We start from the raw sequence: 14,334 nt of genomic DNA on the forward strand, positions 1-14,334 counted from the left end.
GCTACCGTAAAGGGTGGAGGGCTGCGCACCGCAGCCGGGAGGAAGCATGGACACTCGACCCGAGCCCCCGACATCGGGCGTTGCGGCGCTTTCGTCATTTCTGGCCAATGGTCTGGTCGGGCATGAGGCGCTGATCGAGCGGCTGCTGGTGGCCCTTCTGGCCGGAGGGCACCTGCTGGTCGAAGGGCCGCCGGGGCTGGCCAAGACGCGCGCCGTGAAATGGCTGTCGGACGCTGTTGAGGGCAGCTTTGCCCGCATCCAGTGTACGCCCGATCTGATGCCCTCGGATCTGACAGGCACACCCGTCTACAAGCCACAAGACGGCAGCTTTGAATTCGTCGCAGGCCCGGTCTTCAACAATCTGGTGCTGGTGGACGAGATCAACCGCGCGCCCCCAAAGGTGCAATCCGCCCTGCTGGAGGCCATGGCCGAGCAGCAGGTCACCGCAGGCAACGAAACACACCCCCTGCCTGACCCGTTTCTGGTGGTCGCAACGCAGAACCCCATCGAACATGACGGCACCTTCCCTCTACCGGAGGCGCAGCTGGACAGGTTCCTGCTGCATGTGGTGCTGGACCTACCGGACCTTGAAACGGAACGGCAGATCCTCGATCTGGTCGAGGCTGAAGCGCAGACCGGCACGCCCGCAGCGCAGCCTTTGCCGCTTGCGGAGTTGGCAAAGGCCCGGGCCGCGGTGCGCAAGGTGCATCTCGCGCCAGAACTGCGCGACTATATCGTTCGTCTTGTTCTGGCGACGCGCGAGGGGCCGCTGTCATCCGATGTCGAGCATGCGGTCTCGCCGCGCGGCTCGCTTGCCTTGGCCGCAACCGCCAAGGCGCGTGCCTTTCTGCAGGGGCGGGACTATGCGCTGCCCGAGGATGTTGCCGCGCTGGCGGCGGATGCTCTGGCGCACCGGATGGTGCTGAGTTGGCGCGCGGTGGCCGACGGGCGCAAGGCCCGGGATGTGGTGGCAGATGTGCTGAATGCCACGCCCGCGTTATGAGCGGCGCGCTTGATGCTCCGGGCGTCGCGCTGCGCTCTGATGCCCTGATTGCTCTGCGCCGGGTCGCGCTGAACGCGGATATCTCGCCCGTGCTCGCCGCCCTGCCCGGAGGCTTTGCCACCCGGCGCAAAGGCCACGGGCTGGAGGTCGCCGACATGCGCGAATATGTGGCGGGTGACGACATCCGCCATCTGGATCGCGGCACAACCGCGCGGACTGGGCGTCTGCACGTGCGCCAATTTCAGGAGGAACGGGACAGGATCAGCCTGCTGATCGCTGACTTCCGGCCTTCGATGCTCTGGGGCATGCGGCGGGCGTTCCGGTCGGTGGCAGCCGCCGAGGCGCTCAGCCTGATCGGCTGGAACATCGTCGAAAGCGGCGGGCGCGTCGGGCTGATGGCGCTGAGCGCAGGCGCGCCCGTGATCGTGCCTGCCCGGGGCCGCAGCCGCGGCATGCTCGACGTGATTGGCGGGATGGTTCAAGCCCATGACACAGCGTTGCACGCCATGCAGGCCGGCGTGACAGATGAGCCGCCGCTGGCTCAGGCCTTGTCTCGCGCGGGTCGGCTTGTGCCCTCGGGTGCGGAGCTGATGATCGCCTCGGGCTTTGACACGCCGGGCACAGATCTGGCGGATCGGCTGACATCTCTGGCGCGCCGCCGGACACCGAGGCTGCTTCTGATCGCAGGGGATGATGTGGCGCAAATGCCTCGAGGACGCTACCCGATCCGGCTGGCTGACGGGCGGCGGCTGCGGGTCGCACTGGGCGGGGGAATGCAGACATCACAGACGCCGCTGCAAAAAATCGCGGGTCAGACGGCGCTGGTGCTGCGCGCCAGCGACCCGGTTGAGCACATGGCCCGGCAGATCCTTGCGGCCTTCCCGGCGGAGCAGGCCGCATGACCGACCGCGCGCTCAGCGAAGAGGCCATGCTGATCAGCCTGCGCGACATCCAGATGCCTACCGAAGCGGCGGGTGGAATTGCGGCCGATCTGGCCGTGGCCGTGGGGCTTGCCAGCCTCATAGCCCTTCTTGTCAGCGGCCTTTTGCGCGCGCTCAGCCTGAAATGCGCAGAACCGGCCTCGCTCAGCCCGGCGGACCGGCTGGATCAAACACGCCACTTGCCCGCCGCAGAGCGCCGCGTAGAGCAACTGCACCTTCTGCGCAGCCTCGCACCGGAGCGCTATGCCGAGCTTCGGGGCGCCATCTATGAACCGGGCGGCGGCATCGCGCCCTCCGCGCTGGAGGCGGAGCTGCGCCGCCATGTTTGAGCTGGCCGATCCGTGGGTTTTGCTGGCACTGCCTTTGCCGCTGCTGGCGTTGAGATGGCGTCAGACTGCGCGCATGACCGGGCGCGCGCTGACCGTGCCGGACCGGATTGGCGATGCCATGGTCGCCGCCGGGCGGCGGGGCAGCCTGCCCGGTGGCACATCGCTACGGCACGGGGTGCTCTGGGCGATCTGGGGGCTGCTGCTTCTCGCCGCCTCCGGCCCACGCGATCTGGCCCCCGTCTCGGCCCTCAAGGTGACCGGGCGCGATCTGGCCATCGTGCTCGATCTGTCAGGGTCCATGGTGCGGGATGATTTCCACCTCGACGGAGGTCAGATCACCCGGTTTGAGGCCGTCAAGACCGTCGGTGCCGACTTCGCCCGGCGCCGGGGCGGCGACCGCGTGGCCCTGATCGTCTTTGGATCCGAAGCCTACTACGCCGCCCCCTTCACCTTCGATGTGGAAGCCGTCGCACATCAAATCGAAACCGCCGTGATCGGAATTTCAGGACGTGCAACCAACATCTCAGATGGGCTAGGCTTGGCGGTGAAGCGCATGGCCGAAAGCGATGCGGCCACACGCGTGGTGATCCTGCTGTCGGACGGTGTGAACAACGCAGGCGCCACAAACCCGCGCGGCGTGGCCGAACTGGCTGCACAGATGGGGGTTCGCGTGCATACAATCGCGCTTGGCCCCAAGGATCTGACCACAGCCGAGGCCGGTGAGCGCGGCGTTGTCGATGCCGCCACCTTGCAGGCCATCTCAGACATCTCCGGCGGCGAAAGCTTCCGCGTCAAGACAACCGATGACCTTGAGGCCGTGGCCCGCGCGCTGGACCGGCTGGAGGCCACCGACAGCGATGGGCTGGCGGCGGAGGTCTTCCGCGACTACTGGATCTGGCCCGCCACCCTTGCTGGCTGTTTGAGCCTCTGGCTGGGCTGGAGGGAGCTCGCATGAGCCTGCCTGATCTCACCCTGCTGCGCCCTTTGTGGCTGCTCGCACTGCCAGCACTTGGTTTGTTGGGCTGGTGGCTCTACCAGCGCCAAGCCGGACTTGGCGATTGGCAAAAGGCCACGGACCCTGCGCTGCTGCGTGCCATGGCAGCTCTGGGCCGGGTGGATGACAGCGCCAGCCGCGCGCCGCTTCTGACCCTGCTCGCAGCGGTGGCGCTGATCATTTTCAGCCTGGCCGGGCCTGCGGTTGAGCGACGCGATACGCTGTCCTTCCGCAATCTGGATGGGGTGATCTTCGTGATTGACGCTTCGCCAAGCGTCACGGAAAGCCCTCGTTGGCCGCAGATGCTCACCATGGGCCGGTTTGGCCTCGCCGCCCTGGGTACGCGACCAGGCGGGCTGATTGTATTTGCCGGTGACGCCTATGTGGCCAGCGACATGACGCTTGATCACGTGCAGCTGGGCCAGACACTCTCGCTGATTGACGCGAGCACCGTGCCGGATGCGGGGTCACGTCCGGAGCGCGCCCTGGCCCTGGCGCTGGAGGTGCTGGAGCAGGCCGAGATCCTGGGCGGTGACGTGGTGCTGATGAGCGATGGTGCGGGACTAGACGCTTCATCGCTTCAATCCGCAGCGGCCATCGCGGACCGGGGCGCGCGGCTGTCGCTGGTTGCGCTGGAGAACCCATCGCCCGCCTTTGGCACCCACGCGGCTGCGGGTCTGGGCCAGGTCTTCGCGCTCGATCAGACCGATGGGCTGGCGTCCTGGTTGCGGGATGGGGGCCGCGCGGCGCTGCAGGAACAGGACTACCTGCTGCTTTTCTGGGTCGATCTGGGACGATATGTGCTGCTGCTTGCCCTACTGCCGTTGCTCACGCTGTTTCGCGGGTCCTCCGCATGAGACTGCTGGCGCTGATCTCCATCTGCGCGCTGAGCCTCGCGCTGTTCATCGGCGGCACAGCCCCCTTTGGCCGCGTGCTGATGGCTCTGGGCCAGCATGGCCCAGCCGTTGCGCTGTTCCCCACGCCCGAGTGGCAGGGCGCGGCGCTCTACCGCGCAGGCCGTTTTGACGAAGCTGCCGCACGGTTCGCCCAAGGACAATCCGCCTTCAATCTGGGCAATGCCGAGGCCCACGCCGGGCGCTATGCGGCAGCGCTTGAGGCCTTTGACATCGCGCGCGCGCAAGGCCACGCCGATGCCGCCGCCAACTTCGATGTGGTTGCGGCTTACTACGCCGGTCTTAGCATCGGCGCCGACACTCTGGCGCTGTTTCCCGAGCGCAAGGAAGGCCCCACCGAGGAGAGCTTTGTCGCGCGCGGCAACGGGCGCGCCGCGGGCACGGGCAGCGAGGTGACCAACGCCAACACGATGTTGGGACTGGCTGAGCTGCAAAGCCGCGGGCAGCTGGGGGTGCGGCGTATCTTCGATGACAAATTCATGCTCGCCGATGCCCGCTGGCTGGAGCAGCTGGCGGATGTGCCGGGTGAATACATGGCCGCGCGCATCGCGCAAGAACACAAGCGGCGCGCCAAGCTGGGACTGTCCCCGCCCGACCCGGAGGACCCAAGATGAGGGGGCTGCTCTGTCTGGCCCTGCTGCTCTGGCCTCTGACGCTCAGCGCACAGACGCGCGCGGTCTATCCCGGAGAGCTGAGCCTTTGGGTTGAAGTGGAAGAGACAGCGCACACCCCGCTCGCGCGCGAGATGGTGCTGATCACGATCAAAGGCATCTATCGCCGCCATATCACCCGCGAAAAACTGGTTCAGCCAGACCTCGATGGCTTCAGCTGGACCCAGCTCGGCAATGACGATTGGCGCGAGGAGCGGCTGAACGGTGAGAAGGTCAAGACCTTCACGCGGCGCATGGCGGTCTACCCGGACCGCGCGGGCACGCTGACCATTGGCGGCTTCACCCATGTGCTGACCCTGACGGACGAAGGTGACGACTGGTTTGAGCACAAGGTTGTCTCCCCCCCGATCACACTTGAGGTGGCGCCCGCCCCACCGGGTCAAGACTGGTGGTTCCCGGTCAAAACGCTTCGCGTGTCGGATCAATGGTCCAACGCCCCCGATCAACTGGCCCCCGGCGAAGGCGTGCTGCGGGTCATCCGCATCGAGGCGCTGGGTGTGACGCCGGAAATGATCCCCCCCATGCCCGAGCTGACCTCGCCCTCCGCCATGATCTTTGCGCATCCCGAAAAGCGGTTTGTCGAACTGTCTCCCGAAGGCCCGCAAAGCTATGCTTTCTGGCGCTGGACGATCCGGCCCAGCAACGACACCTCGACCATCGTGGAGCCGATCAGCTTTGGCTATTTCGACACTGTTGGCCGCACAGAGCAAACCGCGACGATCTCGGCCCAGCGCGTGGCCTATGGCACTGCCGTTCCGCAATCCATCACCGCCCAGACCCAGCCTGCTGCCGCCACGCTGCCGGGATGGCCTATGGCGCTGCTCGCCGCAGCGGTGGGTTTCGCTGGCGTTCTCGGCACCGTTTGGGGACGGCATATGCAGGGGGTGGCCGCCCTGCAGCGGTTTGCGCCCTTTGATCCACTGGCCCGCCAGATGCGTCGGGCCGCACGGCAAAAACAGGCCACCGGAGTGCGCCGCGCCGCTGCTGCCATGCTGCTCCGGGACGGCCCCTCCGAACGGCGCAGCCAACTGCTGCATCACCTGGACCGCGCGGTGTTCAGCCCTCAGACGGGATCGCCTGAACTGATGACATTTGTGCGCGCCTACCTGCGCCGCAGATGACGCTGAGCCGCATCAGCCGACCCCGCCAATCATGCAGGATAATGCCACATCGGCCCACCGCAGCGTGATGACAGCTGCGGAACCTGACCGATTATGCCCGGTTTCTGGCCCCCGTCCGAGGTAAACTGTTGAAATGACACAGCGTGCGGCTACGATGGCGGTGGGAGGACTAACGAATGAAACACGCTTGTGCGCCCGTTGATTCGGATGCGGTTTCTAGGATTCTCATCGTTGATGACCATCCGCTCTACAGCGATGCGTTGGAATCCACGTTGGAGATCGCCTTTGTTGATTGCGATATTCGCAAGGCCAGCAACCTCAGCGAGGCATTGCGCGAGGCCAAGCGCGGGTTTGCGCCCGAATTGGTCATGTTTGACCTCAAGCTGCCGGACGTCACCGGAATCTCCGGGTTCGTCAGCCTGCGCCAACAGCTGCCAGATGCAAAGATCCTCGTGATCTCGTCGCTCGCGTCCTTTGACTTGGTGCAATCGCTGCTGAAGGAAGGCGCCTGCGGCTTCCTGCCAAAGGACACATCGGCGCGGCTTTTGATCTCAGCGCTCGCGGATGTGGCGCAAGGCGGCACCTACGTGCCCATTGACTACCAGAGCCCTGCCGAAGACGACAACGACACCATTGAGTTCGATCACCCGACGCTTGCACAGCTGACACCGCAGCAGCAGCGGATCATGCGGCTGATCTGTTGTGGCAAGCCCAACAAGCAGATCGCCTATGAGCTGTCCTTGGCCGAAGCCACGGTCAAGGCACATATCACTGCCCTGCTGCGCCGCCTGGGCGTACGCAACCGGACGCAGGCGGTTGTCCTGGTGGAAGGCGCGCTAGCCGCACAACGCCGGGATGAGCCCGAGGCGCGCGCCTTTCTGAAACACTAGGCCCGGCCGGATGCTGGATGCGCAGAAAAAGCCAACCTGTGTCGAGGTGGTGCTGTCGCATGTAACGACAGAGGAAGACACCGCCCGGCGGGCTGCGGCCCAGATCAACCGGGACAACGCCTGCTTTGTGCTGGCTTTCGTACCGGGGGAGCTTGACGGCACAGTGGTCGCAGACACGCTGGACGATGCGCTTGGTGGTCTGCCCGTCTTTGGCTGTTCCACCGCTGGGCAAATCACCCCGGCTGGCTATGAGACGGATGTTCTGTTGCTGCTGGCCTTCCCGCGGACCCATTTCCGCTGTTCGTCCATCCTGTTTGAGCCACTCAAGCCGCTCTCCACAACGACCATCGCGACCGAGGCGCAAAAACATGAACAAAAGTTTCAGCACACAGCCGGATGGCACCGCCTGGGGCTGATCTTCTCGGATGGGCTGTCGAAACAGGAAGACATGCTGATCTCGACACTGGAGACCGTGCTGGGGGATCTGCCGGTGTTCGGCGGCTCCGCCGGAGACGGCTTGCGCTTTGAGCAGACTTATGTGCTGCACAAGGGCACCCCGCACCACAATGCAGCGGTGCTGCTGCTGCTGGAAACCGATCTGCCGTTTCAGGGCGTGGGATTTGATCACTTCCTGCCTGCAGGCAGCCAGATCATCATCACCGACGCGGACCCCGACGAGCGCAAGGTCTTCGAGATCAACGGCGCGCCTGCTGCACAGGAATACGCGCGCCTTGTGGGCTGCGCAGTCGAAGATCTGTCACCGCAGATCTTTGCAGAGAACCCCATGCTGATCGAGTATAAGGACAACCACTATGTGCGCGCCATCTCGGATGCGGATGAAGATGGCGCCCTGTCCTTTCTGGCCGCAATCGACGACGGGCTGATCATGACGCTTGGCCAGGGGCAGGAGATCATTCGAACGCTGCAGACCGGGCTGGATATCCGTGACAGCAATGGGCGCAACCCGGATTTCATCCTTGGCTTCGACTGCGTGCTGCGCAAGCTTGAGATCGAGCAGAAGCAACTTGGCCGCGCGGTCTCGCAGGTGCTGGGAGAGGCCCGTGTCTTTGGCTTCAACACCTATGGCGAGCAGCAATGCGGCGTGCATATGAACCAGACCCTTGTGGGTGTCGCCTTCTTCGAGCCTGAGCAGCGGAGCCTCTATTGAGTATGATCAACCCTGACGACCCGCCGCAGGTGCAGGTCGAAAAACAGGCCAAGATCATCGAGGCGCTGATCCGCCGGGCCAGCCGCCAGAAAGACGTGGGCCCCTCAGCCTACCGCGCATTTCAATCCGCCATCGATTTGCAACAGAAGGTCGCTGCCCAAACGCTGGAGCTGGAAAGTGCGCGTTATGAACGCGAGCTGACCCGCAAAACCCTCGCTGAGGCGCTGGCGTCGATGGAGGAAGGTCTGGCGCTCTTCTCCAACGGCAGTCTGAACATCTGCAACGATCTCTTTCGGGGGTTGCTGCCCGACATTTCCGCCAAGATCACACCGGGCCTGACGCTGGCTGATTGCTTTGCCCTGATGGCGGGCAGCACGCATCTGATCTCGACCGACCGCAAGCTGACCAACCTGCGCCGCGCGCTGGAAAGCGGCCGCAACGCAGGGTCGGTTGTCTCGCTGGTGGCCGAGGTGTCGGGCGACCGTTGGTACCAGATGAGCGCGCAGCGCACCTCGCCCGAGAACACGGTGCTCCTGTTGACAGAGATCACTGCGCTGGTCCGGCACAACCGGCGCGAAAAGGAACATCTGATCGACCGGCAGGCGGACTATCTGCAAGCCGTGTTTCAGAACATGACAGCCGGGGTCTGCACCTTCTCGGCCAGCGGTGAGGTCATGATGCAGAACTGGCGGTTCCGCGACATTCTGGGCATTCCCATCACCGTGTTGCAGCCCGGAACGCCGCTGCAGGAGCTGATCGACTTTATGCGCGCCCGCGCGTTGATCCCCGAGGATGCACTGCTGCGGGTCGATGCCTGGCGCGAAGAGCTGAAGAAGAAAGGCTCGCTGCGCACCCGCGTCGCCCATGGTGTAGACCGCGTGCTGGATGTGCAGGCCAATCTGTTGCCCGACGGCGGGTTTCTGGTGGAACTGAAGGATGTGACGCTGGAGACCCGCTCCACCGAGCTGCTCGAAAACCGGGTGATGGAGCGCACGGCTGAGTTGACCCGCGCCAACGCAAACCTGACCGAGCAATATGAAGAGAAAGCCCGGGTCGAGGAAGAGCTGCGCGTCGCCAAGGAGCTGGCCGAAGCCGCCGTTTCCTCCAAGACGCGGTTTCTGGCCACGGCAAGCCATGACCTGTTGCAACCCATCAACGCCGCCAAGCTGCTTATCTCCTCGCTGCAGGAGGTCACGCGGGAGACCCGCTTTCGCCCCATGGTCGAGAGGCTTCAGGGCGCCTTTTCATCAGCCGAGTATCTGCTGCACTCCCTGCTTGATATCTCGCGGCTGGAAAGCGCCGACCCAGACACCGTCGCAGCCGCCGATGTCAGCCTGCAAGGGCTGATGGAAGGCGTGAAAGCCGATCAGGCGCTGGTCGCCGCCCAGAAATCCGTGCGGCTTGATGTGGTGCCCTGCTCGCTGGTGGTGCACTCCGACCCGGTCTATCTTCTGCGCTCGATCCAGAACCTGGTGGTGAATGCAATCCAATACACCAACCCCGGAGGTCGGGTGCTGTTGGGGTGTCGCCGCCAAGGGAGCAGGGTGGTGCTTGAGGTCTGGGATACAGGTATCGGCATCTCCGCCAAGGACCAGTTGCGCGTCTTCGACGAATTCACCCGCGCCGACAATGTGCCCATCGGATCGGGCATGGGTCTCGGCCTCTCTGTGGTCGACCGGGCCTGCCGCCTGCTGGGGCACGACCTGACGGTGCGCTCGAAACCCGGCAAAGGCTCGGTCTTTCGCATTGCGATGGATGTGGTGGACCCCGCAACCGCACGCCCCGCGCCCTTTGGTCCGGTGCAGGACAGCGGCGCAGGCCCGCTCGACTACATCGTGATGGTGATCGAGAACGACGCCGATGTGCTCTACGCGGCCACCCAATGGCTGGAACTGCGGGGCGCCAGCGTGCTGGCCGCGCGATCAACCAAAGAGGCCATGGCGCATGTCACAGATCTCGGCATGCCGCCCGACATCATTCTGGCGGATTATCAGCTCGATGGCAGTGACACCGGCGTGCAGGCCACGCGCGATATCCGCGCAGCGACCGGCACGCAGGTGCCCGCAATCCTGATCACCGCCGACCGCAGCGAACGTGTCCGCCGTCTGGGGGAGCAAAACGACATGTCGGTGATGACCAAACCGGCGGAGCTGTCACGCCTGCGCCCGCTGATTGAATGGAAAGTGCGCGGCCCGAGCCTCACGTCGGATGCAGACAAAAGTCGCAGGTGACAGCTGTGAGGCCGGGCTGCACACTCTTGATTGGGAGGAGACACTCATGATCAAACGCGCCGTTCTCGGATTGGCCACCGTCCTGTGGTGCAGTGCAGCCACCGCAGCCCCGCTGGCGGGTGACAAGACCTACGACATGCTCTTCCGCAATGGAACGCTGGATCAGATCGACCGCGACACACAGTTGCTCTACCGCCGGGATGTCAGCAATGCGCTAAAACCGGAGGCCGCCGAACGGGACAGCGGGGACATCTCCCTGAGTTTTCGCGAAGGCGAGGCCACCATGGCGCTGCTGGAGTTCTGGCAGGATGGCAAGCACCGCGCGCTGGGGGCATTCCCTGCCAGCGTGGGCAACCCAATGATCATGTATTTCTACGAAACCGTCGTCCGCGACATGGCTGAGGCCGCAGGCGGCAGCCCCTACTACATCCGCAATCGGGTCAAGGATGCGCTGATCCAACCTTCCGACATCGAAACCGGCGAAGCGGTGGTGGATGGCAAAACCGTGTCCACGAAAATCATCCGGATCTACCCTTTTGCCGAAGATCCCAACCGCGACCGAATGCAGGGGTTTGGCGATCTCGAACTGCGGGTGACCATGTCAGACGCGGTGCCCGGCTGGTACATGAGCCTTGTGGCCGAAGCCTCGAACGGCGATGTCTACCGCTCAGAGCTGGCCTTCGACCGGCTCGACACCACACAATGAGGCGGCTGGCGCTGCTCCTCGGCACAGCGCTGGCCGTGCCCGGTGCCGCCGACGCGCAATCGGTCGCGGACCAGCTGAACGACTATCCCACCGCCGCACGGGCGGACTATGTCTTTGCCTGCATGGCCACCAACGGCCAGACCCGCGAGATGCTGGACCGCTGTGCCTGCTCCATCGACGAGATTGCCGCGATCCTGCCATACGAGAAATACCTCGAAGCCGAAACCGTGCTGTCCATGCGCCGTGTGGGCGGTGAGAGGATGTCGTTTTTCCAAAGCGCAGCCATGGCCGAAAACATGGTGGCCGACCTCAGACGCGCGCAGGCTGAGGCGGAAATCGTCTGCTTCTAGGCACGTCACCCGATCATCTAACCAAAACATATCCGCTGTCGCCCCCGGCGCATCGCGCCGGGCAGCGCCCGCCCCCCTTCGATGGGGGGAAGGGCGCTTCCCCGTCAAGACAGACCTATCCGCTGACCGACTTCGGCAGCACACTTTCAAAGCTGTTGCCTTCGGTGTCCGTCGCCTTGACCGTCAGAGCGGTCGCGCCATTGTCGTTGTAGGCAAAGCGGAACACCGGATTCTCGGAAATCGAGATCCCACCATCCATGGTGAACAACAGCTCACTGCCCTGCCAGACCTCCAGATGATCGATGAAATGCGCCGGAATGAACAGCTGCGTGATCTGATCCCGCTGCAGCCCTGAATAGTTGGGATGGCGGATCATGATCTGCGCTTCGCGGCGCGGCGTCGACATCTGCGCCGCCTGATCGAAGGCGCGCAGCTTCATCTTGCCCATGCTGGCCAGCGCCACTTCTGGATCTTTCGTCGCCGGCGCTGAACAGCCACCCGACGCCTTCACAAAGCGCCCTGTCATGTGCAACCCCTCCGGGGTTTCCGCAATCACCCGTACATTCGAATACTGGTTGACCCGCACCCGCAGTTCAAAATCAAGCGGCCCCATCCCCGGCGAAAACCCAAAGACCGCCGCCACGGGGGCGGGGTTCTCATCAATAACGACTGTCGCGGCGGTGATGGATTTGGACGGGTCGGTTTGCCTCAGCAACACCGGCACGGTCGCCGCATCATGCGCGCGATAGGGCGCGTCAATCGACAGCAGCCCCTCCGCCTGCGTGATCTCCGCATCACCCACAATATCGCCGCGCAGATCAGTCCAGGTCTCGCTTTCGGTCAGCGGATTCTTGATTGTATCCCCGGCCCAAACGGGCCCCGACATCAGCGCTGCCAACGCCACCGCATGTCTCACTTTCAACGCCATGCTCTCCTCCTCCTGCACGGAATTGCGGTGTTATGACACAAAAACCCAAGAAAATATACCAATACCTATGGCTGATTGGGCGTGTACCCCTTGTGTGGGACTGTGCCCCCGGAGGAAGACACCATGTTCGAAGCCGTGATCACACTCTGCCTCAGCCTGTCAGACGGCCCCTGCCGCAGCCATCTTCTGCCCGGGTATGAGGCGGAAACCACCACCGCCTGCGCCGACGCGCTTGCTGCCAAGCCACCAGACTTGACCGTATTCGCTCCCCTGCACGCGCAAACTCCACCTCAATGCGCCCCTGCCGGAGAAACACTGGAGATCACTGAAATCGCACCGGGCGTCTTTGTACACACAGGCCAGGTCGCCGAACCCGACGCCACCAACCGCGGCGACATCGCGAATCTCGGCTTTGTCATCGGGGAGACCGGCGTCGTGGTGATCGACAGCGGCACCGCGCGCTGGATCGGCGAAGCGCTCTGGCGCACGATACGCGCCCGGACCGACGCGCCCATCACCCATGTGATCCTGACCCATATGCACCCTGATCACGCCCTGGGCGCCAGCCCATTTGCCGAAGCCGGAGCGCAGATCATCGGCCATGCCAACCTACCGCGGGCGCTCGCGGACCGGCAGGCCAACTACCTGGAAAGCCTCGACCGTCTGGTGGGTGCCAATGTGATGCTGGGCACCCGCGGTGTGCCGGTTGATGTGACCATTGACGCGCAGGTTGAGATTGACGCAGGCGGCCGCCCCTTGCAGATCCGCGCCTGGCCGATGGCGCATACGGGCACGGATATCACAGTTTTTGATGCACAGACCGGCACGCTCCTTGCCGGTGATCTGGTGTTCCATCTGCACACCCCCGCCCTTGATGGCAGCCTGACCGGTTGGCGTAAGGCCATGGCCGATCTCGCGCAGATGCCGCTGCAACGGGTGGTACCGGGCCATGGCGCCCCGGCGTTGGACTGGCCTGCGGGTGCTGATGATATGATGCGCTATCTGGATGTGCTGGAGACCGACACGCGCGCCGCCATTGATATCGGTCAGCGGCTAGGAGAGGCCGTCGAGGTGATCGCGCAAAGCGAGGCCAAGCACTGGCAGTTGTTCGAGGCCTACAACCCCCGCAACGCCACCGTGGCCTTTACCGAGCTGGAATGGGAGTGATCAGCGGCCGCTGATCAGGCTTAGCGCACCACCTGGTTCAGCATTTGCGCAATGCTGAAGAGCCGCCGCTCCAACAGCGTGGGCGTTTCACACAGGTAGGCAATGTTGCGTTGCCGGTCGGTATAGATCACCTGATCCCAGTCCAGCTGCTCTTCCAGCTTGTCCACCTGATCGAAATCCGGCTCCGCCTTGGCAAGGATGGTGTTCATCTCGCCCCGGGTCTGGTCAATCTTCCCTGAGAGGGCGATCTGGCCCAATGAGAAGTCTCCGATCCCCTTGATCACCCGCGCGCGCCGCTGCGACAGCGTATCAAAGACCGTCGCGAAAACCAGACCAAGCGCCTGGGGGTCACCGTCATATGTTTGCGCAAATGTCTCAACCTGCGCCTGAAGACTCTCAAGCTCAACCCGGCGCAGGGACAGATACCCCGCCAGCTCCCTCACGTCTGCCTGCAACCCCTCATCCACAACCGCGGCCTCATCAACGGGATGTGGCCACATCAGCCCAAGCGACAGCGTTTCCACCTTGCGCTGCACGCAAGGCCAGGTGGGATCGGAATAATCGGCCGCGTGTGCAGGTGCCCCGAGGATCGAAACACCAAGCAACACCGCAATGGCACCGGATTTCATCATGCAGTCTCCTTGCTGTCCCACAACTATGCGCCAAGCATGTCTTGACTGTCCACTGCGCCAAATACCCACCATTGTCTTAGTTGTTCTGACGGCGCGCTGACGCTCATACTCAACTTCAAGAGACTGTGATCGGGGATGGTCACGGCCTGGGAGGATCAGACTATGATGAAGACGCGCGCGGCTGTTGCGGTTGCTGCTGGGAAGCCTTTGGAAGTTATGGAGGTGAACCTGGAGGGCCCGCGGGCGGGCGAGGTTCTGGTGGAGATCAAGGCGACGGGCCTGTGCCACA

At 63.9% G+C, this 14,334-nt stretch carries 15 protein-coding genes and 1 pseudogene; 14 read left to right on the forward strand and 2 right to left on the reverse strand.

The window, feature by feature from the left end:
- The first annotated feature begins 46 nt into the window (after positions 1-46).
- The 12 genes from So717_RS20225 (at position 47) to So717_RS20280 (ending at position 11,318) form a co-directional block, all read left to right on the forward strand.
- The gene (locus So717_RS20225; RefSeq protein ID WP_159980701.1) at positions 47-1,003 is read left to right on the forward strand and encodes an AAA family ATPase; all 957 of its coding nucleotides are present in this window, start codon (positions 47-49) and stop codon (positions 1,001-1,003) included.
- A complete protein-coding gene (locus So717_RS20230) occupies positions 1,000-1,905 on the forward strand; it encodes a DUF58 domain-containing protein (protein ID WP_159980703.1) in 906 nt (301 codons plus the stop codon). Before So717_RS20225 ends, So717_RS20230 begins: the two co-directional genes overlap by 4 nt.
- Positions 1,902-2,273, forward strand: a complete 372-nt coding sequence (locus So717_RS20235) for a hypothetical protein (RefSeq protein ID WP_159980705.1) — start codon at positions 1,902-1,904, stop codon at positions 2,271-2,273. Before So717_RS20230 ends, So717_RS20235 begins: the two co-directional genes overlap by 4 nt.
- Positions 2,266-3,228 carry a VWA domain-containing protein gene (locus So717_RS20240; protein WP_159980707.1) on the forward strand — a complete coding sequence of 321 codons (963 nt, stop codon included), beginning with the start codon at positions 2,266-2,268 and terminating at the stop codon, positions 3,226-3,228. The genes So717_RS20235 and So717_RS20240 overlap by 8 nt, the downstream gene beginning before the upstream one ends.
- The gene (locus tag So717_RS20245; protein ID WP_159980709.1) at positions 3,225-4,124 is read left to right on the forward strand and encodes a vWA domain-containing protein; all 900 of its coding nucleotides are present in this window, start codon (positions 3,225-3,227) and stop codon (positions 4,122-4,124) included. Before So717_RS20240 ends, So717_RS20245 begins: the two co-directional genes overlap by 4 nt.
- A complete protein-coding gene (locus So717_RS20250; protein ID WP_159980711.1) occupies positions 4,121-4,795 on the forward strand; it encodes a hypothetical protein in 675 nt (224 codons plus the stop codon). Before So717_RS20245 ends, So717_RS20250 begins: the two co-directional genes overlap by 4 nt.
- Complete coding sequence (locus So717_RS20255) at positions 4,792-5,973, forward strand: BatD family protein (protein ID WP_159980713.1); 1,182 nt, start codon at positions 4,792-4,794, stop codon at positions 5,971-5,973. Before So717_RS20250 ends, So717_RS20255 begins: the two co-directional genes overlap by 4 nt.
- Before the next feature lie 176 nt (positions 5,974-6,149).
- Positions 6,150-6,863, forward strand: a complete 714-nt coding sequence (locus tag So717_RS20260) for a LuxR C-terminal-related transcriptional regulator (RefSeq protein WP_159980715.1) — start codon at positions 6,150-6,152, stop codon at positions 6,861-6,863.
- A 10-nt stretch (positions 6,864-6,873) separates the two neighbouring features.
- On the forward strand, positions 6,874-8,031 hold the full coding sequence (locus tag So717_RS20265) for an FIST N-terminal domain-containing protein (protein ID WP_159980717.1): 1,158 nt from the start codon (positions 6,874-6,876) through the stop codon (positions 8,029-8,031).
- Between the two features lie 2 nt (positions 8,032-8,033).
- Entirely contained in the window at positions 8,034-10,262 is a 2,229-nt protein-coding gene (locus So717_RS20270; RefSeq protein ID WP_174239075.1) for an ATP-binding response regulator, read from the forward strand.
- A 46-nt stretch (positions 10,263-10,308) separates the two neighbouring features.
- Entirely contained in the window at positions 10,309-10,968 is a 660-nt protein-coding gene (locus So717_RS20275; RefSeq protein ID WP_159980719.1) for a hypothetical protein, read from the forward strand.
- Entirely contained in the window at positions 10,965-11,318 is a 354-nt protein-coding gene (locus So717_RS20280; protein WP_159980721.1) for a hypothetical protein, read from the forward strand. Before So717_RS20275 ends, So717_RS20280 begins: the two co-directional genes overlap by 4 nt.
- A 115-nt stretch (positions 11,319-11,433) precedes the next feature.
- On the opposite strand, the gene So717_RS20285 is transcribed toward So717_RS20280, so the two are convergent.
- The gene (locus So717_RS20285) at positions 11,434-12,246 is read right to left on the reverse strand and encodes a quinoprotein dehydrogenase-associated SoxYZ-like carrier (RefSeq protein ID WP_159980723.1); all 813 of its coding nucleotides are present in this window, start codon (positions 12,244-12,246) and stop codon (positions 11,434-11,436) included.
- A 123-nt stretch (positions 12,247-12,369) separates the two neighbouring features.
- On the opposite strand from So717_RS20285, the gene So717_RS20290 reads away from it, so the two are divergent.
- Complete coding sequence (locus So717_RS20290; protein WP_159980725.1) at positions 12,370-13,413, forward strand: quinoprotein relay system zinc metallohydrolase 2; 1,044 nt, start codon at positions 12,370-12,372, stop codon at positions 13,411-13,413.
- Between the two features lie 20 nt (positions 13,414-13,433).
- Here So717_RS20290 and So717_RS20295 read toward each other — a convergent pair whose 3' ends face one another.
- Positions 13,434-14,045, reverse strand: a complete 612-nt coding sequence (locus So717_RS20295; protein WP_159980727.1) for a hypothetical protein — start codon at positions 14,043-14,045, stop codon at positions 13,434-13,436.
- 165 nt (positions 14,046-14,210) lie between these two features.
- Here So717_RS20295 and So717_RS20300 point away from each other — a divergent pair.
- A pseudogene (locus So717_RS20300) lies at positions 14,211-14,334 on the forward strand (S-(hydroxymethyl)glutathione dehydrogenase); the annotation flags it as partial.

It is taken from the genome of Roseobacter cerasinus (assembly GCF_009811755.1).
GTDB classification, from domain to species: domain Bacteria; phylum Pseudomonadota; class Alphaproteobacteria; order Rhodobacterales; family Rhodobacteraceae; genus Roseobacter; species Roseobacter cerasinus.

Excerpts from the sequence above, each read along its gene's own strand:
- So717_RS20225 (WP_159980701.1), top strand. The coding sequence starts at position 47 with ATGGACACTCGACCCGAGCCCCCGACATCGGGCGTTGCGGCGCTTTCG.
- So717_RS20230 (WP_159980703.1), top strand. The coding sequence starts at position 1,000 with ATGAGCGGCGCGCTTGATGCTCCGGGCGTCGCGCTGCGCTCTGATGCC.
- So717_RS20235 (WP_159980705.1), top strand. The coding sequence starts at position 1,902 with ATGACCGACCGCGCGCTCAGCGAAGAGGCCATGCTGATCAGCCTGCGC.
- So717_RS20240 (WP_159980707.1), top strand. The coding sequence starts at position 2,266 with ATGTTTGAGCTGGCCGATCCGTGGGTTTTGCTGGCACTGCCTTTGCCG.
- So717_RS20245 (WP_159980709.1), top strand. The coding sequence starts at position 3,225 with ATGAGCCTGCCTGATCTCACCCTGCTGCGCCCTTTGTGGCTGCTCGCA.
- So717_RS20250 (WP_159980711.1), top strand. The coding sequence starts at position 4,121 with ATGAGACTGCTGGCGCTGATCTCCATCTGCGCGCTGAGCCTCGCGCTG.
- So717_RS20255 (WP_159980713.1), top strand. The coding sequence starts at position 4,792 with ATGAGGGGGCTGCTCTGTCTGGCCCTGCTGCTCTGGCCTCTGACGCTC.
- So717_RS20260 (WP_159980715.1), top strand. The coding sequence starts at position 6,150 with ATGAAACACGCTTGTGCGCCCGTTGATTCGGATGCGGTTTCTAGGATT.
- So717_RS20265 (WP_159980717.1), top strand. The coding sequence starts at position 6,874 with ATGCTGGATGCGCAGAAAAAGCCAACCTGTGTCGAGGTGGTGCTGTCG.
- So717_RS20270 (WP_174239075.1), top strand. The coding sequence starts at position 8,034 with ATGATCAACCCTGACGACCCGCCGCAGGTGCAGGTCGAAAAACAGGCC.
- So717_RS20275 (WP_159980719.1), top strand. The coding sequence starts at position 10,309 with ATGATCAAACGCGCCGTTCTCGGATTGGCCACCGTCCTGTGGTGCAGT.
- So717_RS20280 (WP_159980721.1), top strand. The coding sequence starts at position 10,965 with ATGAGGCGGCTGGCGCTGCTCCTCGGCACAGCGCTGGCCGTGCCCGGT.
- So717_RS20285 (WP_159980723.1), bottom strand. The coding sequence starts at position 12,246 with ATGGCGTTGAAAGTGAGACATGCGGTGGCGTTGGCAGCGCTGATGTCG.
- So717_RS20290 (WP_159980725.1), top strand. The coding sequence starts at position 12,370 with ATGTTCGAAGCCGTGATCACACTCTGCCTCAGCCTGTCAGACGGCCCC.
- So717_RS20295 (WP_159980727.1), bottom strand. The coding sequence starts at position 14,045 with ATGATGAAATCCGGTGCCATTGCGGTGTTGCTTGGTGTTTCGATCCTC.